A 5135-nucleotide genomic window follows, 5' to 3' on the forward strand; every position below is an offset into this window, starting at 1 on the left:
CCATCAAGTCGCGCATCGCGCTGGAGCCGCAATGGCCGCCCATTCGGTGTGGATAGGTGTCGAGCAATGACTCGGACATTGTCATGGTCTCCCTAGTGGTGGTGGACACTGTGCGACGGGATCTGGCCGACAGGTGGTGGCACGGGTGTTCGAGCGGGCAGTAACCTGCGGCGGTAGCCCGCCGGAGCGCACACTATGCGCGGAATGCGTCGGACGGAGCTGGCCGTCCCGAGAAGATCAGAGGGCCGTAGGCATGCCGCAGGCCCGCCAGGATTTCCTCGAGGGGCAAGTCGTTGTAGACGCCGCGTTCGTGCACGTACTCCATGTGCGCGGAGCCGTCCGCCGCGTGCGCGTGAAACAACGCGTCGCGATCGCCGGTGAAGTCGATAGGTGGGACCCCGAATCGAGTGCACAATTCAATGTTGAACGCGGGTGTAGCTTTCAACCAGCGCCCCTCGATGTAGACGTGGCTGTATCCGTGATATACGAAGACGTCGGTTCCCATGAGTTCGCGCAGCGCGTCGGTCTGCAGATGATTGCGTACATCAGCGAAGCCGAGCCGGGCCGGTATGTTTGCCGCGCGGAACGCGGCTGTCAGTACGACCGCTTTGGGTACGCAGTACCCACGTCCGGACTCGATGACATGGCTGGCCCGGTAATGATCGGGCTTGTCAGAGACGGTGTAGGGGTCGTAACGGATCTGGTCTCGGACTGCGGCGAAGAGGCGCCGCGCCTTCTCGCGATCGGTGTCCGCGTCGCCGACCGCGTCTTGGGTGAAGGCCTGCACGGTCGCGTGATGGATGTCGAGGAAGGTCGATGCTGTGAGCGCCGCCGCCGGCCTTTCCGCTGCCGCGGGTGATGTGGTCATGGTGTGGCTCCGATCAGTTCGGACCTGTCGAGCGACGAACGCTGTGCGATCGTACGCTTCGCGTTCATGAAATCCTTGGGTCTGTTGACGCAGTCCGCGGCGATCAGCTCGCCGTCGTTGAAGTAGTAACAGGTGAAGTCACGGTCGTGGTCAGGGTCACCGCTGACCAGTACCTCGTCGTACCCGGTGTTGAGCCCGGCGATCTGCAGCTTCAGATCGTATTGATCGGACCAGAACCAAGGCAGCGCGGTGAGACCGGCTTCGTTGCCGCAGATGGTCGCTGCCGCGACCTTGGCCTGCTCGGTGGCGGCCGCCACACATTCGAGGCGGACGCGCCTGTCGTACCGTGCGATCCGTTGGTTGACGCAGTCGCCGGCGGCGACGATGTCGGGGTCGCTGGTGCGTGCATGGTCGTCGACGATGACTCCGTCGTCAACCTCGAGGCCCGCGGCGACCGCGAGATCCGTGTTGGGAATGATGCCGACACCGACGATGACGAGGTCCGCGGCCAGGGTCTCACCGTCGGCGAGCACCACCTCTTCGACTCGCCCCTCCCCGCGAAAACCCTCGACCAACGCGCTGGTGCGAACATCGACACCCTCGGTCCGGTGGGTACGGTCGAAAAACCTCGAGACCACCGGCGCGGTCACCCGCTCGAGCACGCGTTCCGCAGCCTCGAGAACAGTGACGTCCACACCCTGAGCTCGAAGTGAGGCGGCCGTCTCCAGGCCGATATAGCCGCCGCCGACGATGACGGCCCGGCAACCTGGCACCACCGCGGCACGGATGGCCTCGACGTCGGTGGCGGTGCGCAAGTAGTGGACGCCCGTCAACTCGGCGCCCGGAACGGTCAGCGCGCGGGCGCGCGCGCCGGTGCACAGTGCCAGCGTGGCGTAAGACACCACGTCTCCACTGTTGAGGGTGACGGTGTGCGCGGAACGGTTGATCGCCGTCGCCGTTCCGTCCACGAGCTCGATCCGCTGCTTGTCGTAGAACTGACGTCCGCGGATCGCGCAGTCATCAAGCTGTGATGCACCTGCCAGGTATGCCTTGGACAGCGGTGGACGCTGGTAGGGGAGCCTGCCCTCGTCGCCGATCAGCAAGACATCCCCGGCCCATTTCTCCTTTCGGAGAGCGCCCGCGAGTTGGACGCCGGCGTGGCTCGCGCCGAGGATGACGACCTGATCAGCCGTCACATTTCCCCCTTGGGGGTCAGGCGAACCATCATCTTGCTGATCCCACGGACAAAGTTCGATTGCACGTACTCCGGCTCACCCACCACCTCGATGTTGTCGAAGCGAGGGAGGAGCTCCTCCCACAGGATGCGTAGCTGGAGCTCGGCGAGCCGGTTGCCCATGCAGCGGTGTACACCGAAACCGAACGCGATGTGGTTGCGGGCGTTGGCCCGGTCGATGATGAGCTCGTCTGGACGCTCGAAGACGCGCTCGTCTCGGTTGCCCGAGGCGTACCACATCACCACCTTGTCACCCTTGCGGATGAACTGGCCGCCGAGCATGACGTCCTTCTTGGCGACCCTGCGCATGTAAGCAAGAGGGGTCTGCCAGCGGATGATCTCCGACACCGCGTTGGGGATGAGGTCGGGGTTGGCCTTGAGCTTCTCGAACTGCTCGGGGTATTCGTTGAGGGCCAGCACTCCGCCGCTCATGGAGTTGCGGGTCGTGTCATTGCCGCCGACGATCAGCAGCACGAGGTTACCGAGGAACTCCATGGGGCGATCGTCGAGGAGGTTCTTGGTGTCCTCGTTGCTTTGCAGCATGGTGATGAGGTCGAAGCCAGGCTCTTCGCCGGCCACGGTACGTGCCGCCTTGTCCCGCCACAGCGAACTCAGGCCTTGCGCCATCGCGACCATCTCACGGAAGACCCTGTCGTTGTCCGAGGGGCCGCCGTTGGCCTGCTCCATCGAGGTCGCGAGGTCGGACCATTCGACCAGCTTGTGCCGCTTGTCGTAAGGGAAGTCAAGTAGCGTCGCGAGCATGCGTGCAGTGAGTTCGATCGACACAGTCTGGACCCAGTCAAACGGCTCGTTGAGTGGGAGGCCGTCGAGGACTTCGCGGACGCGCGCGCGGATGAGCCCCTCCATCTCACGAAGGTTCTTCGGAGCCACCACGCCCTGCACTGCGGCGCGCTGCTTGTCGTGCCGGGGCGGATCCATCGCGATGAACATCGCGATGTCCATGAAACGCGGGGGCCTGCCGATGATGATGAACGGTTCGGCGGAGAACGCCTCGTGATTCTTGTCGACCGCGATGATGTCGGCGTGTCGCGTGACCGACCAGAACGGACCGAAGGGGCTCTCCGAACGGAAGTGCACCGGCGCCTCGTTGCGGACACGCTCGAAGTACGAGCGCCACATACCCTGGCGATACAGGAACGGGTTACTCAGGTCGATTTCGGCGAGATCGACCTCGTCCACCGGCGGGATCGGGGTCTCGGTGAAGATCTTCTGGCCGTCGGTCCTTGTGACGATTCGGCGGGTCTTGTCATAGACATGCGCCCCCCGGATCTGAAGGTCGATCGGGATCATTGATTGCGCCTTCTCGGCGACGGTGGCTGCGATGCTCATGATTGCATTCCTTCGTCGTTGCGGGTCAGAGTTGGAATTCCGGGAGGCGAACAGTCAGGCCGTCCCACTCCTCAGTCGCGATCATCTGGCAGGACAGCCGCGAGGTTCCTTCCCGTTCCGGATGCATGCTCAGCATCTCTTCCTCGCCCTCGCCGCTGCGCCCGACGGTCTTGATCCACGCCGGGTCGACAATGACGTGACACGTACCGCAGGCCGCTTCGCCACCACAATCACCGTCGATGCCGGGGACGGCTTCGTCGACGGCGGTCTGCATGAGCGACTTCCCCTCCACGAGATCGGCTTCGTAGTCGTCTCCATCGTGGGTGATGTATGTGATCGTGGCCATGGCCACCTCCTTGCACGTATGAGGTTCCCCTTGAGTGTGAATGTGCGGATCCCGACCGATCCATGTGTGAACGTCGCAATCTGTTGTTAATCTGGCTCACGTGACCCTCGGTGAATCCGGTGTGCCCCCGTTGGCGTTTGCACAGCTTCTCGACAGCGGTGCGCTGGGCACGGAGGCGACGAGCGCATTCGGTCGGATAATGGCCCAGGAGGGCACCGACCTCAGAACGTTGATCACGCAAGAAGCGCAGGTGCCGATGCAATGGTTTCATGACGTGTATCCGACGATGGGGCCGCACGACGGGTTTCGGCTGGGCCTCGCATTCGCTGAGCACGCTCAGCTGACCTCCTTCGGTCCACTGAGCCTGCCGCTGGTCAGTGCCGGGTCGGTCGTTGACATCGTCGAGTTGCTTCGTTTTCTGCCGTTGATCTCGACGGCGCTAAGTGCGGACTTTCATCATGGCGCCAGTGGTCTTACCATCGGTCTCGCAGGGCGCACCGACAGCGCGGGTACCGACTGCTTTGCCGTCACTTATGGGGGCCTGACCGTTCTGCGTCTGGTGAAAATACTCACAGGAGATGTGTCCTCAGCAGAGTTACACCTGACCTGCCCGGCGCCGACCGAGCCGCTGAACGTGGGAGAGATAGGGCATCGAGTCGTCTTCGATGCGCCAGCGTCATTTGTTCGCATACCAGCCGAGGCGCTTCATGAGGTGTGCCGCTTTTCCGATCCCGTCGCCTACCGGATCGGTACCGCCGAACTGCGACGGCTCTGCGATCAGCGGCGTCACAACTCGTACACGCAGCGCGTCCGAGCCCAGTTTGATGCAGACCCTGCTCGAGTCAACGCTAGTCGGATCGCAGCAGAGCTGTCGGTATCGGTAAGCACACTCAAACGGCACCTACACGCCGAGGGCACCACCCTGCGCCGCCTACGACAGCAATTCATGCAGGAGCACGCCATCCTCCGACTTCTCGATCCCGGCGTCGGAATCGGCCAGATTGCTACCGAACTGGGGTACTGCGACGTCGCAAGCTTTTCTCATGCGTTTGCTCGGTGGGTCGGCTGCTCCCCGTCGCAGTTTCGACTTCGACGTGCACGCCCGCCAGCCGCATGAATGCTCGACCAGCCCAATCGGGGCGTCAGCTGATTACACCACAACGAATTTCGCGACTGGTTCATAACGTTTCGATACGGTAACCCGGGCCCGCCCCGTCCGAAGCGCACGGTCGTTACAAGTCAGCCAGCATCGCCTACGCGGCAATTCTCAGCCACACCTCAACGTCTGCCGCCTCGCCGAGGACACCAGCCGGTTCGTTCTAGCCACCGTTATGGCC

At 63.1% G+C, this 5135-nt stretch carries 5 protein-coding genes; 1 reads left to right on the forward strand and 4 read right to left on the reverse strand.

Features of this window, described 5'->3' with window-relative positions; translation table 11 throughout:
- Positions 1–193: 193 nt before the first annotated feature.
- From GOPIP_RS10440 to GOPIP_RS10455, 4 genes are read right to left on the reverse strand one after another with little or no spacing between them, the layout of a single operon-like run.
- Positions 194–868 (reverse strand): transglutaminase-like domain-containing protein, encoded by a 675-nt coding sequence (locus GOPIP_RS10440; RefSeq protein ID WP_005195131.1) that lies wholly within the window; start codon positions 866–868, stop codon positions 194–196.
- The gene (locus GOPIP_RS10445; RefSeq protein WP_005195132.1) at positions 865–2064 is read right to left on the reverse strand and encodes an NAD(P)/FAD-dependent oxidoreductase; all 1200 of its coding nucleotides are present in this window, start codon (positions 2062–2064) and stop codon (positions 865–867) included. The genes GOPIP_RS10440 and GOPIP_RS10445 overlap by 4 nt, the downstream gene beginning before the upstream one ends.
- Complete coding sequence (locus GOPIP_RS10450) at positions 2061–3452, reverse strand: cytochrome P450 (RefSeq protein ID WP_005195133.1); 1392 nt, start codon at positions 3450–3452, stop codon at positions 2061–2063. Before GOPIP_RS10450 ends, GOPIP_RS10445 begins: the two co-directional genes overlap by 4 nt.
- Before the next feature lie 25 nt (positions 3453–3477).
- Positions 3478–3798 carry a 2Fe-2S iron-sulfur cluster-binding protein gene (locus GOPIP_RS10455; RefSeq protein ID WP_005195134.1) on the reverse strand — a complete coding sequence of 107 codons (321 nt, stop codon included), beginning with the start codon at positions 3796–3798 and terminating at the stop codon, positions 3478–3480.
- Between the two features lie 100 nt (positions 3799–3898).
- Between GOPIP_RS10455 and GOPIP_RS10460 the strand changes: the two genes are divergently transcribed.
- Positions 3899–4915 carry a helix-turn-helix domain-containing protein gene (locus GOPIP_RS10460; protein WP_005195135.1) on the forward strand — a complete coding sequence of 339 codons (1017 nt, stop codon included), beginning with the start codon at positions 3899–3901 and terminating at the stop codon, positions 4913–4915.
- The last annotated feature ends 220 nt before the right edge of the window (positions 4916–5135 follow it).

This window comes from Gordonia polyisoprenivorans NBRC 16320 = JCM 10675, from assembly GCF_000241325.1.
GTDB lineage: Bacteria > Actinomycetota > Actinomycetes > Mycobacteriales > Mycobacteriaceae > Gordonia > Gordonia polyisoprenivorans.

What these genes read in the sequence shown, in the direction of transcription:
- GOPIP_RS10450 (WP_005195133.1), bottom strand. Translation starts at nt 3,452, where the DNA reads ATGAGCATCGCAGCCACCGTCGCCGAGAAGGCGCAATCAATGATCCCG.
- GOPIP_RS10455 (WP_005195134.1), bottom strand. Translation starts at nt 3,798, where the DNA reads ATGGCCACGATCACATACATCACCCACGATGGAGACGACTACGAAGCC.
- GOPIP_RS10440 (WP_005195131.1), bottom strand. Translation starts at nt 868, where the DNA reads ATGACCACATCACCCGCGGCAGCGGAAAGGCCGGCGGCGGCGCTCACA.